The organism is Ruegeria sp. YTSA072, assembly GCF_059610285.1.
Genome location: NZ_JBXWNI010000003.1, coordinates 86285 through 111244, shown reverse-complemented (window position 1 = coordinate 111244; position 24960 = coordinate 86285). Strand labels below are relative to the sequence as shown.

Sequence of the window (24960 nt, the reverse complement as noted above, 5' to 3'; positions counted from 1 at the left end):
CTCAGAAACAGCAATATACCCCTGAATGCAACCCTGCGCCACGATCGGGCTTTGATTCAACTGCAGTTGACCATCGTTTGCGCAAGCGCTTCAGGACGACGCATATAACGGTACTGAGTCTTTTGCACCTTCTGCCAGCGCTGCGCTTTGATCGCTGCGAACCCTGTCGTACAGCGCAAGCGCATCAGCAGAAAACAACTCGGTTGGTGGCTCGACATGAACAAAATTGCTTTGGCCGTCCTGCCCGCGCGCCAGCATGGCATAGTCTCGCTCGGCAACCAGTTGCTTGGCATTCGGGTTAAGATAGCGGATCGCAAGACCAATACGCCGGTCACCCGATTGATTGGGACCCGAACCGTGGATCGTCAGCCCATGATGCAGAGACATCTGCCCTGGTGCCAATTCGATGTGGGTCTTGTCTTTCTCGGCGACATCCACAGCAACCTCTTGTCCGCGCGACAGAAGATTGGTGTCTGAATAAGTGTCCTTATGGGGAAGGATCGGGTTCTTGTGGCTGCCGCGCACAAAATCCATACACCCACTTTCAACCGTTGCCGGCGACAACGCAATCCACGCGGTGACCTGATCCGGGGTTTCACCCATACCCCAGTAGGTCAAATCCTGGTGCATCCCGACGGTATGGGCTGTGTGCGGCTCTTTAATGAAGAATTCAGCTGACCAGACCATGATATCCGGCCCCAATACACCCTCAACTACATCCAATACGCGGGGATCCGTCGCGACACGCGCCGCAAGCGGCATCACCAGATGTGCGTTGACCCGTTTATAGGTGTTCAACGGCAAGGGCAAATCCGCGTCAAGCCACTCCCGCTCAATCCGCTCAAGCTCAGCGCGGGTTTCGGCAGCCTCCTTTTCGGAAAAGATGGTCAGCGGAAAAAGAAACCCATCCCCCCAATATTTGTCGGATTGCGCCTGGCTAAGTACGACGTCGCGCGTTGGGGTGCTTTCAGACATCTGGCATACCTTCTTGAAAACTTGCTTTCCCAGAGTTTTACCCTGCGCTGCCCGCAGGGTGCTTATCCTACGTGCGACGATAAGTTCAGCTTAGCCTTTGGGGCAAGTCACCTCGCGTTTCATTTCTGAAACGCTTTCGTGCTTTCAAAACTCCGGCCGGATCCACACGGATCAGACCTTATGATTAGATTGAGGGCACGACTAAACCCTCCCGGATCAAACGTGTCGCCGGAAAGCCAAAACCAGAGTTCACGTTTCAGCATCCCAGCTGAGCGAAAGCACCTATGCTGCCTGCATTCACCAGCCCGCTGCCGTTGCCGCAGCGGATAACAAGGGTGTTCGGGTCTATCATCTCGGGCTGATCGCTATAGGCGATCAAGCCACTTCCCAGCACCGTATACAACCCACTGGGCTGGGGTTCCGAGTAATAGCCCTGAACCTGAACAACGCCGACCGCACCGGCGAACAGCCCGGCTTCTAGACGCTCGGCCACAATCCCGTCGCGTGTTGGCTGCCCGACAACTCGAACAAGATCACCCGGCGACAGATGTTGCGGCTCAAGCCCACTGACGACGCTTGCCCCGATCACTGTTTGGGCCTGAGGGTCAGACCCAAGATATGTGCCGGACAACCGCGCCCGATGCCCAACGCTTGTCAGTTTTTCGATGTGTGAAGCGCGCACTGACTGACCTTGCCACAATCCGCTTATAGCGACCCAATCGCCGACTTGAATGTCTGCCTGCCGTTCAAACGCAACTTCGGTTCCAAGAACCGATATCTGGCCGTCCTGCACGCTGGACACTGGTCCGACCAGAGGCAGGACCTGACGGATATGTTTTGCGTGCCACCCGCCATTTTCCTGCGCTACAATAACCGCAACAGTATGACCCGGTTTCAAATCACCCGCAGAGATCAGTGGAACCGAGTCGGCCACCGGCATCTGGTCATCGAACAGAATATGCTGCCCATTTACATGGATGCTGCCCAGATCGGTGATTGTTCCCACGATACCGGTGCCGATAATGCCACCTTCACGATCAGTTTCACCTTTGTCTTCGGCCTGAATCGGAGCAGGCAGCCAAGACACCATGAAAAACGCCGCGAGCACACGAAAAAAAACACCCATACTTACTCATCCTCTATCGGGTTTTTACTTTGCGCATTTTGCGGCGAGGGCAGGACAAAAGCGCCCGCTGCAAATCGACCACTGTGATCGCCATTACTGTCTTTATCCTGCAGCTCGCGGGCCAAGGAATTGATCTCTTGCAGCAGCCTTTGCGCTCTGTCTGACGAGAATAGACGCAACTCTTCAATCGATTCTGACGACAGATGAGAATACCGCACCGCACGGTCAAAATTGCGTAGGGCATCCGCTTCTGCCAGCAGGTTCTGTGTTGCCACTGCCAAATGCGCAGACAGCGTCGCCTCGTAGGCCGCCACTTGTTCAGTGCTTCCAGCAGAAGGAAGAAAGGCTTGGGACAACAGGCGAAGCTCGCCTTTTCCGACCTGTTCCACATTCTTTTGAACGACCAAGGTTTCCAGAACGGTACCTGGGGCCATGTCCACACGCGCGCGCCGCACCAGATCATCAAATCCCGGCCCAGTTTCGTCGCCTTTACGGCTTAGAATCCGAGGCGCGCCCAAGTCGTCCAGAAATTCGGGCGCCGTCGACCAATAGCTGATGACCAGTGCCGCCGCATTACAACTGCGCTTCAACGGGGCATCATCGTCGATGTGGCGTAGCCTTTTAACATCCTTGCGATGCAGACCCGTCAACAGACTGGCGCGACTGTCGCTTAGCTTTCCATCTGTGCTTTGCTCAGCTGCCGTCAGCAAGGCCAGTTTTAGAGCTTCGGTCGCAGAGCCAAGCGTGACCCCATGCGCAACCATTGCCTGTGCCAGTGGGACCAGCAACGCAGACAGCGCGGTTTCAAGAGGAGGTTTGGGATCATTCGACATTTGGGAACTCGTCACGGATTGGTAGTTGATAACATTTTCCTAGAATTAACGAATTCAACGCTTTCGTGTTCAAAATGTGATCGAATGTGACCTTTAATGGGAATTTTTCCCATTATCACTAAGGTGTGACCCCTTCTTGAACTGGAGAATGCCATGCACCTCATCGCACCCGATCCCCAGACAAACTACCCCCCCCTATCTCAGACAGATCTAACTCGCACAAAAAAACCAGGTGCGCTGGACGCGCTCAGCCCCGAAGATCAAGAACTGTTTCTATCCTTTGGCTGGGGGCCGCAGGTTCCGCCACGCCATGCCACTATCGCCGACGCGCTGCGCCAATCGTTGCGAGACCAACCCGATGCCAACGCGGTGGAATGCGCGGACCATAACCTTAGCTACCGGGCGCTGGACGTAGCCTCGAACCGATTGGCAAATGTCATGCGCGCCCATGGCGTGAAACGCGGCGACGCGGTGTGCCTGTTCCTTCATCGTTCGGTCGAGATGGTCGTAGGTATCGTCGCCGCCATAAAGCTTGGGGCCGCCTATATTCCGCAGCATGTTGGTGTCGCGCCAACGGAAACCTTACGCCATGTTGCGAAGGTAACAGGTGCAAAAATAATCCTCAGCCTAAGCGAACTGGCAGACCAAGTCCCCGTTGGATTGGATCAGACCCTGATCACCATTGATACGACGATGTTTGACCCGATGCTGGACGCACCGGCCCCCGGCCCTGCCTATCTGGCCAGCGCCGACGATTTGGCGATGATATTATTTACGTCCGGCACAACCGGCGTTCCAAATGGAGTACAGGTCAACCATCGGAACCTGGCCAATATCTTGCTGACCGCCCCCGGGGATCTGGGGATGCGACCGGGCTTGCGGGTCGGACAGATCCTGTCGATCTCATTCGACATGGCAGCGTGGGAGATCCTTGGCGCTTTGTCCAATGGCGCAACATTGGTGATCCGTGGCAAATCGATTCAAGAAACGGCCGAGAAGGTGGATGTACTGATCGCCACACCTTCGATCCTGAATGCACTGGACCAGACCCGCTGCACGCAGGTCAAAGCTGTCGCCGTAGCGGGCGAACCTTGCCCCCGCCCGCTGGCCGATCGCTGGTCAACCTTTTGCACTTTCTACAATTCCTGTGGTCCGACCGAGACCACCATCATCAATACGGCCGAACCGCATCACCCCGACAAACCGGTTCTGTCGATCGGGCGCCCGACACCGAACAACACGGTCTATGTTCTGAACGACAACCTGCGCCCTTTGCCCATCGGCGAAAAGGGCGAGATGTGGGCCGGCGGCGATTGCGTCACAGCCGGTTACCTCGCCAACCCCAAACTGACGGCCGAGCGTTACCGACCCGACCCATTTCGACCGGGACATATGATGTTCCGCACCCGTGATCTGGGACGCTGGACGAAGACCGGTGAGTTAGAACATTTCGGGCGCATTGACGACCTAGTCAAAGTACGGGGCTTTCGGGTTGAGCTGGACGGCGTTACATCTGCGCTTGAGGCCTCGCCCTGCTGTCAGCAGGCGGTGACCTTGCAATATGACAGCCGCAATCTGGTCAGCTTCATCTCACCGTCGTCGGCCTGCCCCAAGCAGGCGGCGCAATCCGTCTCGGATCGCCTGCCATACTACTGCAGCCCCGCCGTTGTGGTCCCGATGGACGCGCTGCCCCGCACTCCGCGCGGCAAGTTGGACAAGCGTCTTTTGCTGGATTTGGCGCGCAACCATATCGCGAAAACTGGTGCGGAGTTGAACTGATGACGACGCAGACGACAAATCTAGACACAGGCGGCCTGAATTGGCGACGGGTGACCCGCCACCCGGCCCTGATGGAATACCGCCGCCTGGTGATGCTGGTTGCATTGGTGAATCTGGCCGTCTTTGTGGTTGGATTGCGCGATGGGACTTGGTTCGCTGAGAATGCATTCACGCTCGGCCCGATTGCGGATATGGCGCTGATCAACCTCAGCCTCGGCATCCTGATCCGGCAACAGCGGGTGGTCAACGCCCTGTTCTGGCTGGCCACACGCATTCCCACATCATGGCCACTATGGATCCGTTGGGGGGCTGGCAAGGTGTTCCACTTTGGCGGGTTGCATTCCGGCGGCGCCGTCACTGGAACCATCTGGTTCGGCTTTCTTTTTTTTGCGGTAATTTGGAACCGCGCCAACGGAGCCGCCTTGCCCTCAGACCTGACACTGGGCCTGAGCGCCACAATGGTTGTCTTGATGACATTGATGGTGATTTCGGCCCTCGGCCCGATCCGCGCGCGGTTTCACAATGCGTTCGAGAAAACGCACCGCTTTGTCGGCTGGACGGTTTTAGGATTGTTTTGGGCGCAGACGATCTCGATCACAAAGGAAATGGGGGGCATGTTGTTGCACAGCTCGGCCTTCTGGATGCTCTGCCTGATCACCCTGTCGATCCTGTCCCCTTGGCTGACCCTGAAACGCGTGAATGTCCGGATCGAAAAGCCGTCAAACCATGCGGTAATTGCGCATTTCGACTATGGAGATACGCCATTCCCCGGCAGCTCGAACGCGATCAGCCACACCCCGTTTGGTGAGTATCACTCTTTCGCCAATATCCCCGCTCCGGACCGGTCGGGCTATCGATTGGCCATCAGCCGCGCCGGGGACTGGACCGGGCGTTTTATCGACAACCCGCCAGACAAGGTTTGGGTCAAGGGTATCACGACATCTGGTGTGGCGCGGATCGAGGTGCTTTTCAAAAAAGTGGTTTATGTGGGCACCGGTTCGGGCATTGGGCCGATCCTGCCGCATCTGCTGGCCAAAGAGGTGCCGAACCGCCTGATCTGGTCCACCCGAAGCCCGCGCAAAACCTATGGTGACGCGCTTGTTGACGATATCGAAGCAAATACCGAGCAGCCTTTGATCTGGGACACCGACGAAGACGGCAAACCAAACCTTTCGGCCCTTGCCTTGCAAGCCGTTCGCGACAGCGGGGCCGAAGCGGTTATCGTGATCTCGAACCAAAAGCTGACCCGCAAGGTTGTACATGACTTGGAAAGCCTTGGCATTCCCGCTTACGGCGCAATTTGGGATAGCTGATCATGTTTGAGACAATCGAAACCGAAACACGGGGGCGGGTCGCAACGATCCGCCTCAATCGGCCCGATCAGCTGAACGCATTGAATACACAACTCATGCACGAGGTGCTGACCGCCGCCACCGAATTCGACGAGGACCCCGGCATCGGCTGCCTGATCCTAAACGGTAATGATCGTGCTTTTGCCGCCGGGGCAGATATCGGCGAGCTTGCGGTGCAAACCTACGCGACCATGCAGGCAAGTGACTACTTTGCCGAATGGGACAGGTTTGCGGCGCTTCGGCTGCCCAAGGTGGCAGCGGTCAGTGGCTATGCCCTGGGCGGCGGGTGCGAGGTTGCGCTGATGTGTGACGTCATTCTGGCCTCGGACAATGCCAAATTCGGCCAGCCCGAAATCAAAATCGGCTGCATTCCCGGCATTGGCGGCACGCAGCGACTTACGCGGCTGATCGGCCGTGCCAGAGCTATGGACATGATCCTGACCGGGCGCATGATCGACGCGTCAGAGGCCCTGCAGATGGGCTTGGTCAGTCGGGTTGTCCCGCAGGACACCCTTTTGGACACCGCGCAAGAGGTGGCCGAAACCATTGCAGATTACGCTGATGATATCGTCAGTATGGCGCGTACTTGCGTAAACATGGCCGACCAGAGCACACTTGAATCGGGTGTGCGGTTCGAGCGGCAGATGTATCACGCGCTTTATGGATTGCCGGCCCAACAAGAAGGCATGAATGCCTTTCTGGAAAAGCGAAAGCCCCAATTCAGGCGCAGGACCCAGTGATCATATCCCGCATCGTCAATCACCGCTCGGAAAACGAGCGGTGATATGACCAGTCTTATCGCTTCAGTGCGATTTCCCAGCCGTACTATACTCAAAGTCGTTAACCTTGCGGGCCATGGATTCAGAATCCACAACCAGGTTCGCAAAGATCGTTTCGACCCATGACAATGCGCCCGAAGTCAGCAAGAACGTCTCGGGAATAACGATCCATTCGCCAATCCACATACCACCCGAACGTTCGTGTTGATGGGTGGTGAATTCGCCGATCTGTTCAGCCCGCTGTCGTCCAAGCCGGGCGACGGCCTCTCCGAATTCTGACGCGCGCTGGTTCTGTTTGTGCGCCATGGCCGACGACGCACCCTTACCGGCTTCATGTACCTCGGACCATTCGGAAATTTCCGATGAGGACAACAGATTGACGTTATGCGAGATCTTGCACAGCGTCGCACACAACCCTCCCAGTGCAGTTACAACATCGGCAAGCCCGTCACGGGCGTTTTGCCAATGGGGTTCGACTACATTCAGACCCAAAGTGGCCGCAACGCCTTCCTTGATGCGATGTCCGGTCCCGTTTTCGTAACCGCGCAGATCGCCAACAGGGCCACCCATCTGGACATTCAGTCCGCGAACGCCTGCTTCTTCCAACGCTTGTGCACGCCGCTGCAGTTCAACTTTCCAGACGGTCAGTTTGGTTTCAGCCCGAATAGGCAAGGCATGCTGTCCATTCGTGCGGCCGATCATGATAGTATCACCAAGCTGATCGATGTGTTGCTCAATAGCGGTGGTTAGTCTTTGCAGCCCGGTCTGGATGTGCTCCAGACCGATCTTCATTTGCAGGGCCAGTGCAGTGTCCATAATGTCCTGCGTGGTTGCCCTATAGTGGACCTTTTCTGCATAGTCGCCGACCTGTCTTCGCAATTGTTCGACCAGACCAACGATCGGGCGCCCGACAAGCATCATGTCTTCGTGCAACCGCTCGGTGTCCAGATTGCAGACTGACACCGCGTCCAATGCATCTGCAGCCTCTTGCGGGATCTGGTTTTCCAGCGCTTGGTGACGGGCCAGCGTCTGTTCAACTTTCAACCAGGCCGAGATCGTGGCGTGTTCCGACCAGACAGACCGCATATCGGCGCTGGAAAAGCAGTCGCGGTAAAGGGAGTGCTCAAGCATCTTCCAACGCTCCCTTTGCGATCTTGCGTTCTTTCATGATCCCGCGGATGCGGAAGGCAATTGCCCCAGCACCGATGACCAGAAAGGCCAAAGCGATTGGACGTTCAACGAAGATCAGGGCGCCACCATCCGACATCAACAACGACTGACGGAATGTCTCTTCAGCACCTTTGGCCAGCACGAACGAAATGACAAATGCCGCTACGTTGAAGTCGTATTTCCGCATCAGCCAGCCTGCAAAGCCCGCACAGGTCATGACCGTGACGTCAAACATTGATCCACGTGCAGAATAAGCTGCGACAAACGCGGTCAGGAAGATCAGCGGGTACAGGACATTGATCGGAATCTTCAGGATAATTCGTGCAACCTGAGTGGCACCGAAGTAACCGATCAGACCATAGGCCACGATACCCAGCATCCCGCAGGCGAACAGTTTGTAGACCAGCTCTTTGTCAGTCAGGAACAGGGTTGGCCCTACCTGGATGCCGTGGATCAGGAAAACACCCAAAAGGATCGCACCAATCGTAGACCCCGGGATGCCCAGCGTCAGCAGCGGGGCCATCGACGGACCGGACACCGCGTTGTTTGCGGCTTCGGGTGCTGCGACACCTTCCAGCGCGCCCTTGCCCCACTTCTCGGGGTTTTTGGCGCGGCGTTTGCCTTCACCGTACGAAATGAAGGCCGCAATAGCCGAACCCAAACCTGGGAGCACACCGATACCTGCACCGATGAAGCCACCACGGAACGCATGGGGCAAGCAAGGTTTGTACTCTTCCCATGTCAGGCTGTTGCCGTCTTCCGTGCTTTCATTTTCTTTGGTTTCACCGGTTGCCTTGCGGCGCGTTTCCAATTGGGCAAAAACCTCGCCCAGAACGAATACGCCGATCATCAGGGGCACAAGGCCAATCCCGTTGGACAGGTCGAACGAGCCAAAGGTATAACGCTCTTCGCTTGAGATTGGGTCCAATCCGACCATAGCGATCAAAATACCCATCAGGGCAGATGCCAACCCTTTGACGATTGAACTGCCGATGACCGAACCGATGACCACGAAGGCTGCAAAGTAGATTGCAAAGGTTTCGGGCGGGCCAAGCTTTAGGGCGATAGCCGCAATAAAACCGACGCCGACGACCAGCAGGATATCCCCCATGAGATCACCGATGACTGATGATATGGTCGCGACCTTCATCGCCTTGCCTGCCTGACCAGCGCGAGCAAGGGGATAACCGTCAATCTGTGTCGCGGCACTGGCTGCAGTGCCCGGCGTGTTGAACAGAATAGCCGCGATCGAGCCACCATAGCGACCGGATTTACCTATCACATACAAGAAGGCGAGCGCGAATAGTGGCGACATGTAAAAGGTAATGGGCAGCAGCATGGCAATCGCTGCCGATGCGGTCAGACCGGGCGTGGCCCCAACGACCATGCCCACAGCTGCAGCCAGCACGATGGCAAACAGCAAACTGGGGTCGGTTATGACCGAAAGAAGTGCGGGAAAAATTTCCATGACGATTTACCCCTGTATCCAGCTGAGCAGGTCAAAGACCTCGCCATAAGGCGGGTACACACCAAGCAGCACAAAAAAGATGAGGTGGAAGATCAACGGGCACAGAACGACGGAAACCGCCAGACCGATCCAGCTTCGAACTCCGAAAAAGTACAAAACGACCGGCGCAGCAATCGCTGTTGGCAAAAGATAGCCAAACCAGCGGAATGACTGCTGATAGATCAGGGCGATGATGAACAGACCGATGATCTGCAGGGTTGCGCCGTCATCCTGTTCCTGACCGGTATCGCCAGCCGGTTGACGGACCGCACCTAACAATAACAGGCCGGAAAGAAACAGCAGCGCGATGGATGCTGAAAATGGTACGATACCAGCCCAGGTATCCCCCGGCGAAGCTGCTGGCACTTGCCAGGCGCCCCAAATGGCAACGATGGAAACAAGGGCAAGCACAAGGCCTTCTGCATAGGCGCGCATATCGTTCCTCCCTGATTGCGTTAGATAAAAAAAGGCCGGGGGAAGAATATCCACCCGGCCCCGAGGACTTTAGTTGGTCAGACTTTCGACCAGGGGAGCGGCGTCCTCTTTCATGGCGGACAGCGTTGCTTTTGCGTCCGCACCATTCTGATAGACCGGGCCTGTTCCGCGCGAGGCCAGCAATTCGGCAAATTCGGGTTTCGCGGCGATCTGCTCCAGCGCGGTTTCCATCGCGGCAACGACCTCGGCCGGTGTGCCTTTCGGAGCGAAAACGATTACCGGCGAAGATACAGCGGCAAACGGGATGCCCAGCTCGCCAAACGCAGGCACATCTTTCATGATGCCATCACGTTCTTGGCTGTTGACCGCCAGGGCGCGAAGCTGCTCTTCAAATCCTGCGAGCTGCTGAACACCCAGAAAACCAAAGTCCGCCTGTTCACCGATCAGTGCAGCACGGGTCGGTCCGCCACCTTTGAACGGTACGTCCTGAGCTTCGATGTCGTTACTGGCCAGGAAGCCCATGCCGCCAACGTGGTGGAAGCCTCCGCGACCCGAATGGGCCCAACGCAATTGACCGGGGTTGGCTTTGGCCGCGTCGATCACGTCCTGAACGGACTCGAACGGGCTGTTCAGCGGCACCATCAGCGACGTTTGCAGCTGACCGACCTGAGCAACAAACTCAAAGCTGTCCAGTGCATCGATATCGGTGTCACGTGTCATGGTCGACAACAGGAACGAACCGCCCGAAGTCATCATCAATGTATAGCCGTCGGGGCGTGCACCCACGACCGAGTTCGCACCATTCAGACCGCCCGAGCCGGGTTTGTTCACGACGACAACTGGAACGTTCAGGATGCCTTCGGCTGCTGCCGAAATAGCGCGGGCATAAGCGTCTGTACCGCCGCCAGCTTTGTAAGGAACGACCAGGTTGATCGGGCGCTTCGGCCAGTCGGTTGCGAAACTTGCTGTTGCTGTTGCAGCCACGGTTACTGCCGCCAGAACAGCAGTGAGAATTGTTCTACGCTTCATAGCATCCTCCCTAAGATGCGATCAAAATTAGCTTAAATTCAGTGTTAATAAAAATGCAAAGATGTTATCTTAACTTGCAAAATAGTAAAGAGTCTGCCTGATGAACATCAAAGCCCTTCGCGCCTTTCGTGCCACCCTTTCCGAAGGAACGCTGGTTGCTGCCTCTGAAATCCTGCACCTGAGTCAGCCTGCAATCAGCCGACTGATTTCCGGGCTTGAGGCAGAATTGGGCCTGACCCTGTTTGACCGCAGTGGCCGCAACTTGACTCCGACACGCGAAGGGTTGGCATTCTACCGCGAAGCCGGGCGTATCCTGGACAACCTTGATGAAGTGCCCCGCATCGCTGCAGAGATTAAAGCCGGACGTACGGAAACACTGCGCGTGGTCACGATGCCGCGTATCGCACGGGCAATTTCGGCGCCTGCACTTGCGATGTTTTTGCAAGCCCACCCTGATACAAACGTAACCCTGGACATCCGGGCACGACGTGAGGCCAGCAAATGGCTTGCCGGACGTGAATATGACATCGGCATCGGAGCATTGCCGGTCGAGCATCCGGGCGTCAGGACAAAACCCCTGCTGCGGGTGCGGGCGCAGGCCGTTTTGCCGGTTGCGCATGCATTGTCTGATCGCAAGTCGGTAACCGCCACTGATCTCGCCCGCGAGCCGGTCATTCGGCTGATGAACGGGCTTCTATTGCGCGAACAGCTCGATGACATCTTCCGGTCTGCGGGCGTCAATCCCAGACATACCTGCGAAGTCGCGGCGTCCCAACTTGCCTGTTCGCTTGTCGCGGAAGGCGCCGGTATAACCATTGCTGACGAGTTGGTCGCAGCACAGGAAACAAAAGAACGTTTGGCCCTGGTTCCGATCGTACCAGAGCGTTGGATGACCTTTGGTTTGTTGTACCCCGCAACGCAGGAGAAATCTCAGGCGCTTCAGGATTTTGAGGATGTTCTGTTTTGGCAGGCGTCCGAGCTATGCAAGAACAGCCCAACTTTGTCTCTTGCCTGACAATCGTTGCCAGGCGGGTTCAGGCCCATGTCCCATGCCATACATAGGCCAAAGCAACGATTGCAACAGAGCCGATGCTCAAGCATCTTGAAACCCCCGATCCACGATCATTCATGGGCTGCGCGAATTGCGTGGCGCAGCTGACGGACACCAAAATGAAAAAGTTGAGCGCAATCGTTGCAGACTGCCGGGTCATCAATTTACCCGATAACAAAAGCAGGCGGCTTCAAATGACCAACTTGATGAACAAGCACGGCATCAGTTTTTCATTTTCAGAAGGCAGCACCGGACAAAGCCATGCGTTAAACTGCGCCCGCGCCCACCTTGCAGCGCTTGAGTCACTCAAAACGTTCCCGGCATTGGTTCTGGAGGATGATGTCTCCGCGTTGACCGAAGACCTGACCATTCCTGAAATTCCAAAAGATGCGGACGTCGTTTATTTGGGGGTTTCGCCCTTCGGCTGCTTTCCCTGGACACGTCGCTATGTTCAACGTTTCAGCCACCGCGCGCATTACAACCTTGCACTCGCTTCGACTGAGAACAGTAATTGGCTGAGGCTGCATTCTATGGCCGGTGCAATAGCTATTCTCTATGTGTCACCAGCAGGTTTGGATGCGTGGCGGTATTCCATGCGGGCGGCCATAAAACGGAGCAAGCCGTTTGATGTGTTCACCGCCTACAAGATGACTTCCCTGAACGTTTATGCACCTCATCGCCCCGTTTTTTACGAAGAACCCAGCCTGCAGCGCCCTCTTAAGCATGTTACCCCGGAACAAAGACTGCAATGGACGACAACACCCTTGTCGCCCGTCAAAGAAGGCACAATCGTCACTATGCCCACCAAAGGCGGGGCAATGCGCGCTCGGGCTGAAGTGTGCGGAGATAACCGTCTTGAATGGTCATTGCTTCAATGAGGTCGGAAAAGGGGTATTCTCAAGTTGCTGGCCACGTAATGTCAGTGTTGTTAAGTAAGGTGCGCCTGCTGATACCACCTTCGACACAACGCCTGGACCCACAGATTGCAACCAAGTCGGAGTGCCAAAGCCTTGGCATGCCCCTTTGCAAGGAACCCAACGTCTTTTCAGTACAGCGTTGCAACCGATTGCAAACCCGACGCAATAAGGCGTAGTATTTTCCCATGAATTTGACTGAAAGCCACCCCCGAACCCATCGGTGCCAGCCATGAGTGTGACCCTCAAAGAAGTGGCCGCACTGGCCGGTGTATCTCGCTCTGCCGTATCGCGGACTTTTACCGAAGGCGCGTCCGTATCACCAAAGACACGTAGTAAGGTGGAGAAGGCTGCAGCCGAACTGGGGTACAGCCCGAACGCGTTGGCTTCTTCGCTGACAACCGGACGCACCAAGTTGATCGGTTTGATTTCTAACAACTTCCACAACCCCATTTTTCTTGAGGTCTTTGACCAGTTCACCCGCGCTTTGCAGGAACGCGGCCTGCGTCCGCTGATCGTGAACCTGACCGACGAAACCGAGCCGACAAATTCGGTCCGAATGCTGCGGCAGTATTCTGTGGATGCTGCCATCGTCGCCTCATCTACCTTGCCCCCAAGCTTTGCCAAGGCGTTCCACGATGCAGGTGTTCCGGTAGTGCACACTTTCGGTCGATCTGCGACCTCACCTGAGGTGCATGTTGTAGGCATAGACAACGTTGAATGCGGACGCATGGCCGCGCGCGAGCTGTCGTCGCGGGGGTATCGTCGTATCGGCTATCTGGGCGGCCCGAAAGATGCGACATCGGCGATGGATCGGTATCGCGGCTTCATGGAAGAAGTTGAAAAGCACCCGGAACTCGAAGTGACGCATTGCTTCGCAGGCGCCTATTCATTTGAAGCCGGGCGAGAAGAAATGCTTCAGCAACTGGCGGAAGGCCCTGCAGAAGGGTACTTTTGCGGCGACGACATTCTGTCCATAGGTGCCCTGTCCGCATTATCCGATCACGGGCTGAAACCGGGCAAAGACATCGGCATCATCGGCCTGAACGACATGGAGATGTCGCGCTGGGAAAGCGTGAACCTGACGACGATTCATCAGCCGATCAAACAAATCATTACCGCATCCGTCGATCTGGTCGAAGAGATGCTGAAAGACCCTGAGCGTTACCCCGAGGCCCGTATTTTCCCCTGCCGTGTGATCGAGCGGGGCACATTGCGGCCCCGACCCTGATCAGCGATACATCGGTGGGCGCGCGTCCGTCCATGCCCCGTTTTTTTTCGCCGACGCCACTGCGGCATGCACGGCTGCGATCGACCTCACTCCGTCGGCAGGTGTAGGCAGACCATCACGCGCCTCTCCGCGAATAGCGTCGGCAAGATCGCAATAGATGTTGGCAACGGCCAGCGGGAACCCTTCGGGATGGGCAATCGCCACACGGGACAATCGTTGCGCATCGTCGTGAAGACCGCCCTCGCCCTTTTCGATGATCTGCGTGCGGCCACCTACAGGCGTATAAATCAACTGATTGGGTTGCTCGGACGTCCAGCGAAGGCCTCCGGTTTCGCCAAACACCTGAATATCAAACCCGTGCTGACGCCCAATTGCCACCGAAGAGGTCCACAACCGCCCGACAGCTCCGCCTTCGGTCCGGAAGTTGACCATGGCATCGTCCTCAAGTTCGCGGCTTGAAATCGTAGACGCCATATCTGCAGACAAGGTTTTGACTTCATCGTCACTGATGAAACTGGCCATGTGCAGCGCATGGATACCGCAATCGGCGAATTGGCCAGACACACCCGCCATCGCTGGATCATAGCGCCACCGCACCCGCGGGTTATCGGCGTCAGTCGCGTCGCCATGGTGGCCATGGCTGAAATTCGTCACAACCAGACGCACCTTGCCAATATCCCCGGCGCGAACCATCGCGCGCGCCTGGCGCACCATCGGATAAGCGGAATAGCAATAGTTCACGGCACAAATCTTGCCCGAGGCCTCTGCAACGCGAACGATCTCTTGGCCCTCTTCCACGGTCATTGTCATTGGCTTTTCGCAAAGCACATTGAACCCGGCTTCAAGGAACGTTTTGGCAATCTCAAAGTGGGTGGAATTCGGAGTGGCGATTGTCACCAGATCAACCCGGTCGGAACGGTCCTTTTCCCCGGCCAGCAGTTCCTGCCAGTCGCCATAGGCGCGATCCGCCGCCACGCCAAGTCTTTGCGCATATTCCCGCCCAACATCGGGTCGGTGATCCAAAGCACCCGCAGCGAATTCAAACATCCCATCCGCCAACGCTCCTAACCGGTGTGCGGGTCCGATCTGACTGCCTTCACCACCACCAATCATGCCCCATTTCAGCTTTGCCATGGTTCTCGTCTCTCTTAGATGATCTCTTAGTTTTTGTGTTCAGACGGTGCTGACGTCCTGCCATTGCCGCTGCTCTGACGACATTAGCGCAGCAGCAAGGACGCAGTTGACCTCATGCCCATCTCGGAATGTGGGCCAGATTGATTTGCCCGTGTGAATGGCCTCAAGAAAATCTTTGGCCTCGATGATGATCTGGTCCTGATAACCTGTTCCATGACCAGGGCCCTGACAGAAAGGCTCGTAGTCGGGGTGCGCCGGACCCGTCAGGATCTTAGTGAAACCTCTTTCTTCCTCTGGTCCTTCGCGCCGATAAAGCCACAGGGCGTTCTGATCTTCTTGATCGAACCGGATTGCGCCTTTGGTGCCTGTAATTTCATAGGCATAGCCCATCTTTCGCCCCGTCGCGATGCGGCTGACATAGATATTGCCCATCGCACCATTGGCAAACCGGCACATGATCTGCGCGTGGTCATCATTGGTGACAGTGCCGCCTGGGCGTTCACTATGAACCGTTTCGACTTCGGCCATAACCTCGACAATTGGACCGATCAGGGCCAAAGCACCGTTGATCATATGTGGGGCAAGATCCCCGATCGTGCCGTTGGCCATTCCGGACGTCCGCCATGTAGCCGGGGCGTCGGGGTCGGCATAGAAGTCCTCAGTATGCTCGCCGCGAAACCAGGTTATGTCCCCCAATTCACCGTTGGCGATCAACTGACGGGCAAACTGTGTTGCGGGCGTTCTGACGTAGTTGAACCCGACCATATTGGTGACGCCCGTGGCTTCGGCCGCGGCAACCATTGCGCGCCCATCATCCAAAGAAGATCCGAGGGGTTTTTCGCACAACACAGGCTTGCCCAAGGCTAATGCGGCCTCTGCAATCTGTCTGTGCGTTGTTTGAGGCGAGGCAATCACGACGGCATCAACTGCCGGATCATTGACCAGCATAGACCAATCCGAGGTCGCGCGACGAAAGCCGTAAGCCGCGCGGTATCGCTCGGCGCTTTCGGGCGTGGAGGCGCAGATCATCTCAAGTCGTGGCCGCAAGGCTGTGTTGAACACTGCGCCTACGGCTGACATCGCGACTGAATGAGCTTTGCCCATATAGCCGCCGCCAATAATTCCAATTCCGATTTCAGGCATCTGCAACGGCTCCGAACAATGTATTTGCAACCGGTTGCAAAATCAGTATCGTGTGAATCGATTCAACGCAAGGACCAACGATCCTCGCCAGCCCATTTTTGCCGGAGGACATGACGTGAGCGCTTTGATAGACGGTATCAAAGGAAACCGGTTCGCGGTCTTTGGACGCGCGGGCATGGACCTGTATGCCGATCCCGTTGGTGTCAAAAGCGAAGACGCCGACACGTTTCACGCCGATCTGGGCGGGTCATCAGCAAATATCTGCGCCGGACTGGTCAAACTGGGCAGCCAGGCATCCTTGATCACTTCGGTCTCAGATGATGCGGTTGGCCGCTTCTGCCTGAATAAACTTGCTCACTACGGTGTAGACACGTCCTATATCCGCGTCGTCGGCGGTGAATACCGCATGTCTCTGGCCGTTTACGAAAGCCGGATCGAAGAATTTCAAAATGTCATCTACCGCAACGGCGCAGTCGACTTTCAGGTGACCGAGGATGACATGGACAAGGTCGACTACGGCAAATTTTCAGCCGTGATATCTGCCGGAACGGTGTTTGCCGCTGAACCCTCGCGCAGCGCCACGTTTCGCGCGTTCGACAACGCCCGCAAGGCGGGGTTGCCGGTGATTTTTGACATTGACTACCGTCCCTACAGTTGGCCATCACCCGAGGTTGCCGCCGAAGTCCTGTCGCGCGCGGGCGAAGCAAGCGATCTAATCGTCGGCAATGACGAAGAATTTGGGTTCATGGCAGGCGGCATCGACAAAGGCTTCGCCAAAGCCAAGGAGTTGGCGGCGAAACCGGGCCGGATCGTGATCTACAAGATGGGCGAAAAAGGCGCGGTAACTCTGGTGGATGGGCAGGAAATCGAAACCGGCATCTATCCCGTCACAGCAGTCAAACCCAACGGTGCTGGCGACAGTTTCATGGCCGGCCTGCTGGCCTCGATCGCCGCTGGAAGCGAGCCTAAAGAAGCAGTTATGCGCGGCTCAGCCTGCGCCTCAATCGTCGTGTCCAAGCCCGGCTGCGCCCCGGCCATGCCAACAACTCCGGAACTGGACGCATTTCTTGCCGCCCATCCCGGCCCAACGACATAGGAACCCCTCATGCACATCGCTCCCTTTGACAATCAGAACAAACCGATCGTCGACGCCGATGATCCAACGGTTCCGCTGAATTACTTCAACATCGTCAAACTGAAAAAAGGCGAAGCGTTCGAGTATCAGGTGCCCGGTTATGAGACGTGTATCGTACCTGCCACGGGCAGTGTCGATGTCGATGTAGAAGGCGAGCAGTTCGCCAAGCTGGGCAAGCGGGGCGAAGACGTCTGGGATGGGGATCCGGAAGGCGTTTATGTGCCGGTCGGCGCTAAGGTCCAACTGGTCTGCGTGTCGGATGAAACCGAAATCTTCATAGCGGGCGCCAAGTACGACAAGGTACTGGTTCCGTTCGATGTGCGTGAACACGACCTTGTGCAATACGGCAGCGACGACACGAAAACTCATCGCAAAATTAAACACATCCTCGGCCAGAAACAGCACGACAAAGTGGGTCGTCTGCTGATCAGTGAGCTGTTCACCGTGGGTCAGGGCGGTTGGTCCGGCTTCCCCAGCCACAAGCATGACACGAACCGTCTGCCCGACGAGACGCGGCACGATGAGACCTACAATTTCCGTTTCAAACCCAACTGGGGATCGGGCCTTCAGATGTTGCAGCGTGAGGACAACGAACCGGGCGATGCGTACCACATCGTCGACGGCTCAACGATCTGCATCGACAAGGGGTACCACCCCTGCTGTGTTCTGCCGGGATACGAGATGTACTATTTCACCATCCTGGGCGGTCTGACTCAGCGTTCGCTGGTTCAGTACTTTCAACCAACCCATGCCTATCAGGTCGAGACCATTCCGGGCATCAAAGACATGATTGCCAAATTCAAATGACCCTCGCCACGCTCAAAGACGTCCTCACCCCCGCATACGAAAACGGCTACGCTGTTGGCGGGCTTGTTACGCTGGGATGGGAGGATATGCGCGCTTATGTAGCCGCAGCCGAGGCTGAAAATGCGCCGGTGATCCTACAAGCCGGCCCAAGCTGTCGCGAGCACACACCCCTGCCTGTTTTGGGTAAGATGTTTCGCTTCCTGGCGGAAAGTGCCTCGGTTCCGGTCGTGGCCCACCTGGATCACGGTTATACATTCGAGGACTGCAAGATCGCATTGGACAGCGGGTTCACGTCGTTGATGTTCGACGGATCGCGTAAGCCATTGCAGCAAAACATCGACGAAACAGCAGCCATTGCAGAAATGGCCCATGCGGCCGGTATTTCCTGCGAAGGTGAGATCGGCTTTGTCGGCTATTCCGGCGGCGAAGGATCGAACGGGACAGACCCAAACGAGGCCGCGCAGTTCGCTTGTGAAAGCGGCGTGGACGCAATGGCCATCTCAGTCGGAAACGTTCATCTGCAACAGAACAAAGAAGGTGGTTTGGATGAGGTCCGCATTGCCGAAATCGACGCTGCGACAAGTGTTCCGTTGGTCATTCATGGCGGCTCTGGCGTGCCTGTGGAACAACGCAGCCGGTTGGCGCGGGAAACGTCGATCTGCAAGTTCAATATCGGGACAGAACTGCGCATGGCATTTGGCAACGCGCTGCGCGAGGCAGTCAACCGAGACCCTGACAGATTTGACCGCGTGACGATCCTGAAAGAGACCCACGACCCGGTTGAGGCGGCAGCCCGCATGGTCATTCGGGCCTTTGGTGCCCCTGTGCAAAGGTAGGCGTGGGCGTTACGCGTCGCGCTCCATGATCCATTCAACTTCGGGGGCCGGAACAAAGCGCCATTTGCGCAGCGGTCCGGCCATAACGTTCAGATAATACATCTCGAACCCATAAGGTGCGCCGCATGGGTGATGACCACGGGGCACGCAAACAACATCGCCATCGGATACAGCCATAGTCTCATCTAAGTGCCCATCATCGGTATAGACACGCTGAATCCCGAACCCATTCGCCGGGTTCAGACGGTGGTAGTAGGTCTCTTCCAAATAGGTGATCCGCGGAAAATCATCTTCATCATGTCGATGGCTGGGATACGATGACCAATGCCCGTTTGGCGTAAAAACTTCGGTCACCAGCAAGCTATCAGCATAGTCCTCATTCTCCATCGCAATGTTGTTGATATAGCGCGTATTTACGCCCTTGCCGCGCTCGGTCAACGTAATGCCTTCGGGGCCGATGCGGCGGGCCGCGTGGCCACCTTTTCCGGGGGCTGTACACACTGCAATCACGCAATCCGTTTCGGCTGTGGCCGTCCATTCTGTGCCGTCCGGCAGATAAAGACAGTGCGGCGGCGTCTTCTCAAAAACGTTCATCCGATCGCCCAGAACACCCCAGTCCCGCTCAGCTCCGGCGATGCGGGCCTTGCCCTCGACCATGACCAGAATGACCTCGCGATCACCCGTTGCCTCGGCCACTGTATCGCCTGCCCGCAGGTGGTAAAGCGCAAACCCGACGTACCGCCACCCGGCACTTGCCGGAGTGATGTTATGCACTTTACCTCTGGTCCCAAAGGGCTTTTTGAGCAAGTCGGCCATGTGTTTTTCTCCGTGTGGGGCGGGCTTTGAAGACCCGCCCGTATTCCTTCAGGCAGCTTGCCTTGTTTGCAGCGCCGAGAATGTCTCGGCCAATTGTGTTTCGGTCCAGCCTTCAGACACAGCACGACGCAGAATATCGGCCTGACTTTCCGGGGCGTTGCCACCTACGGGCGGGTCCGTATCCAGATTGGTTGGGAAGGGATACCCCTCGGCTGTGGCAGCAATGGCCGCGTCCAATTCGGAAGCGACCAACGCGCCGCGCTGTTTCAACGCAACAAGCGATGGAAACACCACCTCGGACATAGACCGTCGGTCAACAACTTCCATTGCGCGGCCAAAGGCGGATGAGATTTGCAGCAGGTTCGCCATCCGGTCGATATCCGCACTGCGATTTTCACCAGCCGCATGGAACAGTGCCGGGTTGAAGAACACAGCATCCCCCTTGTCCAGCGCCAGCTGGATATAGCAGTCTTCGAAATGCGCGCGGTGGCCCTCGTCATGAAACGCCAGGTAGCCCGGCGGATAAATCTGCGAGAACGGCAGCAGCTTGGTTGGCCCGCTTTCGACTGGCATGTCGCAGTGGGCAATCGCCCCCTGCAATGTCAGTGATGCCGTAACAAGATGTGCGTGCACTGGATAGCGCGCAGCACTTTCTGCGCTCTGAAATCCAAGGTGGTAATCCCTGTGCGCCTGCTGCGCTTTACCGCCTGGACGCACTTGATTGATCTGTGCCGTGACCTGATAGTTTGGCCCCAACCACGCCTCGCAGGCCGCAGCAACAGCCGTGTTCCCGAAATAGAGGGCAAAGCCCTCGGGGTCGCGCAGACATTGCTTTTGCAGGGCGTTCCAGATCCGATCATTGGCCCCGGACGCCGCAAAGTGGTCACCCTCTCCCGCGCCGCTTTGTCTTTCGTCAACTATGATCTGGCGAAAGACATCGGTTGCGCGGTCAATTACGGACGTATCGGCGAACGCACGTTTCAGAACGATCACGCCCGACGATTTGTCCAACACATGTCCCCACTCGGCCAGCAGAGCCTTGCGCTTACCTACGTTTTCCAGCGAGGGGCGCAGCTCGTCCATGTCATAGACTGGAACGTTCTTTTCGATCGTGGCGGCGTACGGGACGACATCGGCTGTAAGGTTCTGCGAGGTCAACACCTTGAATTCATCCAGATCACAGGATTCCCGGTCGAAATAGCCGACAAAACCTAGCTGCTGATTTACCATGATCTTCTCCTTTTCATGGCTTCGGTGTTAACCCCGTATGGAGATTTGTTACGACTGGACCTCCAATCCTGCCTGTCCACAGACGTCGAGAATGTGCTCGTAGCCTTTCTTGGAATATTCGTATGGCGGAGCCTTGGCCGGGTCCTGTTCGGCCTCCACAACGATCCATCCGTTGTAATCCAAGGATTTGAGCGCATTCGCCACGGCCTGAAAGTCGATACACCCGTCACCTGGTACGGTGAATGCTCCGGCGACGACCGCATCGAGAAAGCTGCGATCATTCTCCTTTACGTCCTGCACCACAGCCGGGCGGATATCTTTGAAATGCACGTGATGCACACGATCGCCCCAGCGTTTGAGGGTCGCCATCACATCGCCGCCGCCAAACAACAAGTGTCCTGTGTCAAAACACAGGTTCACCTCCGGGCCCGAACCTTCCATCAACCAGTTCACGTCATCTTCGGTCTCGATGATGGTACCCATGTGATGGTGATAGGCCATCGGCATCCCCTGATCGGCCATCCATTTGGCCAGCTCGGTGATCTTGGCGGCATAGGCCAATACTTCGTCTTTGGTCAGCCTGGGTCGGTTGTTCACCGGCGTACCCGCTTGGCCCTGAACGGTGTTTGAGCATTCGGCATAGACGATGCACGGGCTGTTCAGGGCGACAAACTGCTCAACCTGTTCCCGCACAGCCTCACGTTCCGCCTCGAAATCGTTGACCAGCGAGGCACCCGAGCACCACCCGCCACAGAGCGCTATATCATTGCCTTCCAGATAGGCACGCAACCCTTCGGTATCGCTGGGCATCCGCTGACCACGCTCCACACCGGTGTATCCGATCTCACGCGCCTCTTTCAGCGCCTGTTCCATCGTATACGCCGCGGTCAGGTCCGGCAGGTCATCATTCTGCCAGGCGATCGGAGAAATCCCGATTTTCACGCTCATTTCGTCTTTCTTTCCTTGATCGCCAGCTCATAGGCCGCGCGTTTTTCGTTCACTTCGGGGCGGATGCTGACTTCCGGAACCGCCACTTCCCACCACGTCCCGCCGTATTCGGTCGAGGGGTACGGATCGGTGTCGATGACCACCACATAAGGCCCTTTGACATCGCCACGCTTGGCAAGCGCGTCTTCCAGTGCCGCAATCGAGCTGACCTTGACCGAAGTCGCGCCCATTGCCGCGGCGTGGGCCGCGAAATCGATGGCCGAGGGGTTCTCGTGCACAGCATGATCCAGCAGATTGTTAAACTCGGCTCCACCTGTGCCCATCTGCAGACGGTTGATACAGCCAAAGCCACGATTGTCGGTAATGACAACGGTGAACGAGATGCCCATCATCGCAGCCGAAGCCATTTCCGAATTCGCCATCATATAGGTGCCATCGCCGGTAAAGCAGATCACATCGCGATCCGGTTGCGCCATCTTGATGCCCATCGCACCAGCAATCTCATACCCCATGCAACTGAAACCATATTCCATGTGATAGGCACCCGGACGCGGGGCCTTCCACAGCTTGTGCAGTTCTCCGGGCATGGTGCCCGCCGCGCACATGACGACAGTATCGTTGTTCGAGGCTCGCTGAACCGCACCAACCACCTGCATATCGGTCGGCAGCGCATTGCCGTCGCCAGGGGCATCGGTCAGTTTGTCGACCTTGCCGTACCAATCCGCCTTAAGCGTATCCGCCACAGGTTCGGCACGGTATCCTTGCAAAGCCGAACCCAGCTCCTCAAGCCCAACGCGCGCATCTGACTGCAGGGGCATCGCGCCGTGCTTTTCAGCATCATAGGCAGCGGTATTCAGGCAAATCATTTCGCGCTGTGGGTTCGAAAACAGACCCCACGAGCCGGTCGTGAAATCCTGCAGGCGAGAGCCAACCGCCAATACCAAATCAGCCTCAGCGCAGACCGAGTTTGCCGGTTCGCCACCGGTCACGCCCACGGGTCCAAGGTTCAGTGGATGATCCCATGCCAGGGCGGATTTGCCTGCTTGTGTCTCGGTGATCGGGATATTGTGCGTTTCCACGAAACTCTGCAGCGCGTCCGTCGCGCCCGAATAGTGAACTCCGCCCCCGGCCACGATGATCGGGCGCTTTGCCGCTTTGATGGCAGCGACGGCGCGGGCCAGTTCGCCTTCGTCGGGGCGAATGCGACGCTGATACCAGACGCGGGGCTCAAAGAAGCTTGCAGGATAGTCGTAGGCCTCGGCCTGAACATCCTGACAGAAGGCCAGTGTTGCCGGTCCGCAGTCGGCCGGGTCCGTCATCGTGCGGAAAGCCCTTGGCAGTGCGGTTAGCAGGTGCTCTGGCCTTGAGATGCGGTCGAAGTAACGGCTGACAGGTTTAAAACAGTCGTTTGCGCTGACCGTTCCGTCCCCAAAGCTCTCAATCTGCTGCAACACAGGATCAGGACCACGCGTCGCGAAGATATCGCCGGGGATGATCAGCACCGGCAACCGGTTCACATGCGCCAAGGCGGCGGCTGTCACCATGTTGGTCGCACCCGGTCCGATGGACGACGTCACCGCCATCGCACGCGTGCGCCGCATCTGCTTCGCATACGCGATGGCACAATGTGCCATCGTCTGTTCGTTATGGCCGCGATAGGTCGGCAGGCTGTCTTTCACAGCATGCAGTGCCTCACCCAGGCCAGCCACGTTGCCGTGGCCGAAAATAGCCCAGACACCTGCGATAAACGGCTCTCCTGCCTCATTCATCTGCGCGCCCAGGTAGCGAACCAGAGCTTGCGCTGCGGTCAGTCTGATAGTTTTGCCCATATTGATCCCTTTCAACACAAGGCCACCCGGCCAGTCCGTTGAATACCAGTTTTTCGAAAGCTGGGTCTGCGCGGGACCGCGTCAGACCGTTCCGCCCAAAGACCCTTCCAGCTGGGCCAATTCCTGACCACCTGCCATCAGGTCCTGTAGTTCTTCGGGCGAAATCTCACCCCGTTTGGCAGTGCCCAGAGTTTTACCCCGGTTCAACACTGTAAACCGATCGCCGACCGCCAGCGCGTGCCGAACATTGTGGCTGATAAACACCACACCCACACCCTGACTGCGCACTTTGTCGATGGTCGCCAAAACGTTCGAAGTCTGGCGCACGCCAAGAGCCGATGTCGGTTCGTCCAAAATCAAGATTTTAGCGCCAAAATGCACGGCCCGTGCAATCGCAACCGTCTGACGTTCACCGCCTGACAACGTACCAACAGCCTGATCGGGACCACGCAAGTTGATGCCCATTTTGCGCATCTCTTCCATGGTGATTTCGTCGGCCAACTTCTTGTCGAAAAAGCTGATCCCGGCGACTTTGCGCGTGGGTTCATTGCCCATGAAGAAGTTGCGGCTGACGCTCATCAGCGGGATCATAGCCAGATGCTGGTGTACTGTTGCGATCCCGGCTTCAATGGCATCACGCGGGTCCTCAAAATGCATGGGTTTGTCTTCAAAGATGATCTCGCCAGCTGTCGGCTTATGGACCCCGGACATCGTCTTGATGAATGTCGATTTACCTGCACCATTGTCACCCAGAAGGCAGTGACACTCACCCGGCTTCAGATCAAAGCTGACCCCTGCCAGAGCAATCACAGAGCCAAAGTGCTTTTCAATGTCGATCATCCGGATGATCGGATCCTGACCCTGCACATCACCGTGATGGAAATTGGTATCTTCGGTCATC

23 protein-coding genes are annotated in these 24960 nt (G+C 56.8%); 9 read left to right on the top strand and 14 right to left on the bottom strand.

Going from position 1 to position 24960, the window contains the following annotated elements; translation table 11 throughout:
- Positions 1–90 precede the first annotated feature (90 nt).
- The 3 genes from AC2FIB_RS07300 to AC2FIB_RS07290 form a co-directional block, all read right to left on the bottom strand.
- Positions 91–975, bottom strand: a complete 885-nt coding sequence (locus AC2FIB_RS07300; protein ID WP_496736065.1) for a phytanoyl-CoA dioxygenase family protein — start codon at positions 973–975, stop codon at positions 91–93.
- Between the two features lie 256 nt (positions 976–1231).
- On the bottom strand, positions 1232–2101 hold the full coding sequence (locus tag AC2FIB_RS07295) for a DUF5666 domain-containing protein (protein ID WP_496736066.1): 870 nt from the start codon (positions 2099–2101) through the stop codon (positions 1232–1234).
- A gap of 2 nt (positions 2102–2103) precedes the next feature.
- Positions 2104–2934, bottom strand: a complete 831-nt coding sequence (locus AC2FIB_RS07290; protein WP_496736068.1) for a DUF6502 family protein — start codon at positions 2932–2934, stop codon at positions 2104–2106.
- 153 nt (positions 2935–3087) lie between these two features.
- On the opposite strand from AC2FIB_RS07290, the gene AC2FIB_RS07285 reads away from it, so the two are divergent.
- Genes AC2FIB_RS07285 through AC2FIB_RS07275 form a run of 3 tightly spaced genes read left to right on the top strand, consistent with a single transcriptional unit; the run spans position 3088 to position 6805 of the window.
- Complete coding sequence (locus tag AC2FIB_RS07285; protein WP_496736070.1) at positions 3088–4713, top strand: amino acid adenylation domain-containing protein; 1626 nt, start codon at positions 3088–3090, stop codon at positions 4711–4713.
- Entirely contained in the window at positions 4713–6026 is a 1314-nt protein-coding gene (locus AC2FIB_RS07280) for a ferric reductase-like transmembrane domain-containing protein (RefSeq protein WP_496736071.1), read from the top strand. The genes AC2FIB_RS07285 and AC2FIB_RS07280 overlap by 1 nt, the downstream gene beginning before the upstream one ends.
- 2 nt (positions 6027–6028) lie before the next feature.
- Positions 6029–6805, top strand: a complete 777-nt coding sequence (locus AC2FIB_RS07275; protein WP_496841860.1) for an enoyl-CoA hydratase-related protein — start codon at positions 6029–6031, stop codon at positions 6803–6805.
- A gap of 63 nt (positions 6806–6868) precedes the next feature.
- Here the strand turns inward: AC2FIB_RS07275 and AC2FIB_RS07270 are convergent, their stop codons facing one another.
- The 4 genes from AC2FIB_RS07270 to AC2FIB_RS07255 form a co-directional block, all read right to left on the bottom strand.
- Complete coding sequence (locus tag AC2FIB_RS07270) at positions 6869–7975, bottom strand: lyase family protein (RefSeq protein ID WP_496841859.1); 1107 nt, start codon at positions 7973–7975, stop codon at positions 6869–6871.
- Positions 7968–9482, bottom strand: coding sequence for a tripartite tricarboxylate transporter permease (locus AC2FIB_RS07265; RefSeq protein ID WP_496841858.1), 1515 nt, complete (start codon positions 9480–9482; stop codon positions 7968–7970). Before AC2FIB_RS07265 ends, AC2FIB_RS07270 begins: the two co-directional genes overlap by 8 nt.
- Before the next feature lie 6 nt (positions 9483–9488).
- A complete protein-coding gene (locus AC2FIB_RS07260) occupies positions 9489–9956 on the bottom strand; it encodes a tripartite tricarboxylate transporter TctB family protein (protein ID WP_496841857.1) in 468 nt (155 codons plus the stop codon).
- 69 nt (positions 9957–10025) lie between these two features.
- Positions 10026–10985, bottom strand: coding sequence for a tripartite tricarboxylate transporter substrate binding protein (locus AC2FIB_RS07255; protein ID WP_496841856.1), 960 nt, complete (start codon positions 10983–10985; stop codon positions 10026–10028).
- A gap of 100 nt (positions 10986–11085) precedes the next feature.
- On the opposite strand from AC2FIB_RS07255, the gene AC2FIB_RS07250 reads away from it, so the two are divergent.
- From AC2FIB_RS07250 to AC2FIB_RS07240, 3 genes are all read left to right on the top strand, one after another.
- Positions 11086–12000 (top strand): LysR family transcriptional regulator, encoded by a 915-nt coding sequence (locus tag AC2FIB_RS07250; RefSeq protein ID WP_109310955.1) that lies wholly within the window; start codon positions 11086–11088, stop codon positions 11998–12000.
- Between the two features lie 155 nt (positions 12001–12155).
- Positions 12156–12914, top strand: a complete 759-nt coding sequence (locus AC2FIB_RS07245) for a hypothetical protein (protein ID WP_496841855.1) — start codon at positions 12156–12158, stop codon at positions 12912–12914.
- 268 nt (positions 12915–13182) lie between these two features.
- Positions 13183–14181, top strand: coding sequence for a LacI family DNA-binding transcriptional regulator (locus tag AC2FIB_RS07240; protein WP_282169436.1), 999 nt, complete (start codon positions 13183–13185; stop codon positions 14179–14181).
- Here AC2FIB_RS07240 and AC2FIB_RS07235 read toward each other — a convergent pair whose 3' ends face one another.
- Positions 14182–15315 carry a Gfo/Idh/MocA family protein gene (locus AC2FIB_RS07235; RefSeq protein ID WP_496736081.1) on the bottom strand — a complete coding sequence of 378 codons (1134 nt, stop codon included), beginning with the start codon at positions 15313–15315 and terminating at the stop codon, positions 14182–14184.
- A 39-nt stretch (positions 15316–15354) separates the two neighbouring features.
- On the bottom strand, positions 15355–16458 hold the full coding sequence (locus AC2FIB_RS07230) for a Gfo/Idh/MocA family protein (protein ID WP_496841854.1): 1104 nt from the start codon (positions 16456–16458) through the stop codon (positions 15355–15357).
- A gap of 115 nt (positions 16459–16573) precedes the next feature.
- On the opposite strand from AC2FIB_RS07230, the gene iolC reads away from it, so the two are divergent.
- The 3 genes from iolC to AC2FIB_RS07215 are packed head-to-tail and all read left to right on the top strand — an operon-like array spanning position 16574 to position 19236.
- Positions 16574–17554 carry a 5-dehydro-2-deoxygluconokinase gene (gene iolC / locus AC2FIB_RS07225; protein ID WP_496841853.1) on the top strand — a complete coding sequence of 327 codons (981 nt, stop codon included), beginning with the start codon at positions 16574–16576 and terminating at the stop codon, positions 17552–17554.
- Positions 17555–17563: 9 nt separating this feature from the next.
- The gene (locus tag AC2FIB_RS07220; protein ID WP_496841852.1) at positions 17564–18400 is read left to right on the top strand and encodes a 5-deoxy-glucuronate isomerase; all 837 of its coding nucleotides are present in this window, start codon (positions 17564–17566) and stop codon (positions 18398–18400) included.
- Entirely contained in the window at positions 18397–19236 is an 840-nt protein-coding gene (locus tag AC2FIB_RS07215) for a class II fructose-bisphosphate aldolase (RefSeq protein WP_496841851.1), read from the top strand. The genes AC2FIB_RS07220 and AC2FIB_RS07215 overlap by 4 nt, the downstream gene beginning before the upstream one ends.
- A gap of 9 nt (positions 19237–19245) precedes the next feature.
- On the opposite strand, the gene iolB is transcribed toward AC2FIB_RS07215, so the two are convergent.
- The 5 genes from iolB to AC2FIB_RS07190 all read right to left on the bottom strand — a co-directional run bounded on the left by iolB (position 19246) and on the right by AC2FIB_RS07190 (position 24959).
- Positions 19246–20052 carry a 5-deoxy-glucuronate isomerase gene (iolB, locus tag AC2FIB_RS07210; RefSeq protein WP_496841850.1) on the bottom strand — a complete coding sequence of 269 codons (807 nt, stop codon included), beginning with the start codon at positions 20050–20052 and terminating at the stop codon, positions 19246–19248.
- Between the two features lie 48 nt (positions 20053–20100).
- Positions 20101–21282, bottom strand: coding sequence for a phytanoyl-CoA dioxygenase family protein (locus tag AC2FIB_RS07205; RefSeq protein WP_496841849.1), 1182 nt, complete (start codon positions 21280–21282; stop codon positions 20101–20103).
- 48 nt (positions 21283–21330) lie between these two features.
- On the bottom strand, positions 21331–22230 hold the full coding sequence (gene iolE / locus AC2FIB_RS07200) for a myo-inosose-2 dehydratase (RefSeq protein ID WP_496736093.1): 900 nt from the start codon (positions 22228–22230) through the stop codon (positions 21331–21333).
- On the bottom strand, positions 22227–24059 hold the full coding sequence (iolD, locus tag AC2FIB_RS07195) for a 3D-(3,5/4)-trihydroxycyclohexane-1,2-dione acylhydrolase (decyclizing) (RefSeq protein ID WP_496736095.1): 1833 nt from the start codon (positions 24057–24059) through the stop codon (positions 22227–22229). The genes iolE and iolD overlap by 4 nt, the downstream gene beginning before the upstream one ends.
- 81 nt (positions 24060–24140) lie before the next feature.
- A complete protein-coding gene (locus AC2FIB_RS07190) occupies positions 24141–24959 on the bottom strand; it encodes an ATP-binding cassette domain-containing protein (RefSeq protein WP_058274555.1) in 819 nt (272 codons plus the stop codon).
- Position 24960: the final 1 nt, after the last annotated feature.